General features: G+C 35.5%; 1 protein-coding gene. It reads left to right on the forward strand.

What is annotated here, in order from left to right; translation table 11 throughout:
- Positions 1-2209, forward strand: a 2209-nt coding sequence (locus H5072_RS17060) for a transglutaminase family protein (RefSeq protein WP_182694220.1), incomplete at its 5' end; no start/stop codon positions are given.
- Between the last annotated feature and the right edge of the window lie 180 nt (positions 2210-2389).

Genomic DNA, 2389 nt, shown 5'->3' on the forward strand with positions numbered 1-2389 from the left:
TTCTGAGTTTGACGATTGGGGTCAGGTAGTTAATTGGGCATATCCGCTTTATCAATCAGCCATAGAAACCCCAAATAGCATTTTGGATGTAGCTGAAAACATAAAAGCAACACACACAAAAACATCAGATAAAATTGCCGCAGCACTGCGCTTTAGCCAAGACGAAGTTCGATATTTAGGGCTTGAAATGGGCACTAACTCGCATCAACCAACGTCAGCTTCAGAAACGCTTTCGCTACGATACGGCGATTGTAAAGATAAAACGGTACTGCTTATTTCGTTATTAAAAGCGATGGGTATAGAGGCTTTCCCTGCGCTGGTCGATACTGAAGAAACCAAACGTTTAATAGAACTACCGGCTACTGCAAGTGTGTTTAATCACGTAATTGTTACGCTTAAGCAAGACGGAAAGCGCTACTGGCTCGATCCTACGGTGAACTACCAACGAGGTACACTTGAATATTTAGCACAACCTGATTATGGCTATGCCCTAATTATTGATAAAGGTGAAACTGCTTTAACCTCTATGGCACAAAAGCCTGTACATACAAATGTATCTGTAGAAGATAACTTTTTTATTGCAGAAAAAGTATCTGAGCCATCACGTTTTGAAACCCAATACACTTATGCCGGATTTGAAGCAATTAACCGAAGAAGTAATATAGCCAGCAGTGGTCTAAATAGCGTTGCTAAGTCTTACTTTGGGTATTACCAAGGATTTTTAAATGGTTTATCAATAAATGAAACAATGGCAATTAGTGAGCAAGAGCAAACGGGTAAACTAATAACCAAAGAATCGTATTTAATTGATGAATTTTGGGAAAAAACAGATGAAGGCTACGAAGCTAGTTTTTATGCAAGTGAAATACAAAACAGTGTTTACGAACCAAAACAAGTAAACAGAACTGACCCGCTTTACTTCAGCTATCCCAATATAATTAATACCACAATAAAACTACATTTTACAGAAAAAGATTGGGGATTTGATAGCGAAAAAGAAGAAATTGATAACGACTACTTTAATTTAAAAACAGCCACTGAATTTAATAATAACGTTTTAACACTGACCTATAGCTATTACGCAAAACAAGATCATATAAAAGCCACTCAAATAGATGATTATTTAACACAGCGTAAGAAGTTAATATCAGCAACTCATTACCCTATTCTAAAATATGCAAAGGCGAGTGAAACGCCTCAAGCAACAGCTGATGTGTTAGATAGCTTCGGTTATAGCTGGCTTAAATATGTGTTGGCTGGTTATATTTTAGTACTCATATTCTTTTTCGCCGATTGGCGATTAGAGTCAGCAAAAAAAGTGAAATTTGAAGATAGTCCATTTTATGCCGTATCTGTAAGTAAGTTTATTATTTACAGTATTTTGAGTTTAGGCATATTTGTTAACTATTGGAGTTATCGTAACTTTAAAGCCATTAAAGAACGCGATAACTCAAGTATTATGCCTATTGCTCGAGGTATATTTGCATTTTTATGGTATTACCCTTTGTATCTCGCACTTGCAGAGCACAGCCAACAACAGCTAAACAAAAATAAAGTAATGCCTAACTGGACTGCCTTAACACTCTGGCTAATGGTACTTGCCAGCGCCTTTGCTTATCGAATGGACGAATACGCAACCATAGTGATTTGTATAATGCCATTTTTATGGTTGCCTCTAGTTAGTTACATTGAGCAAACCGATACAAGTAAAGAAGCCTTACATTACAACTCGTACTGGCGAATTAGACAGTATTTAATCTCGCTTGCGTTTGCACCTCTATTATTTTTGGGCGTACTTCAAGAAGTAAATATTTTACCCAATGCTGCAATTATCAAAGGCGATAGTTTATGGCCTTACCAAGTACACTTTTTAAAACGTAATCGCCTAACACCTGAAAACGAAGAAATACTTTATTTTTATAGCGATGCAGTATTTGATTACCGAGAAGACGGTAACGGAATAACCGAGAACTATGTTTTTAGTTACTACAAAAACGATGACGGTAAGCTTGAATCAGATCTTAGTCACTTTAAAGACATAGAAAAAATAGAAACCACATACGGTAAAACCAAACTTGATAACACAAGCATTAAAGTAATAAAAACTGACGGTAGTGATTTCTTGCTCATTGTAGGGCGTCTAAACAAGCAGGATAAAGTACTAGTGGAGCAGATTAATTTACGTATAACAGCAAATAAAGTGCGTTAGTGGCTTAAAATATCCAGTTAAGTACGAATATTTTTAGCCATAAATTAAAGGCTGTTGATCTTTAGGGGCTAAGGTTTTACAAGCAATGCTTTTATAATAAAAATCCATATCAAATTATTTAATAAGTATTAAGCATCTATTTTTTATTCTTAATTGTTCAACCAAAGTAAGTATTTTTAT

This window comes from Pseudoalteromonas sp. SR45-5 (assembly GCF_014163565.1).
Classification (GTDB): Bacteria; Pseudomonadota; Gammaproteobacteria; order Enterobacterales; family Alteromonadaceae; genus Pseudoalteromonas; species Pseudoalteromonas distincta.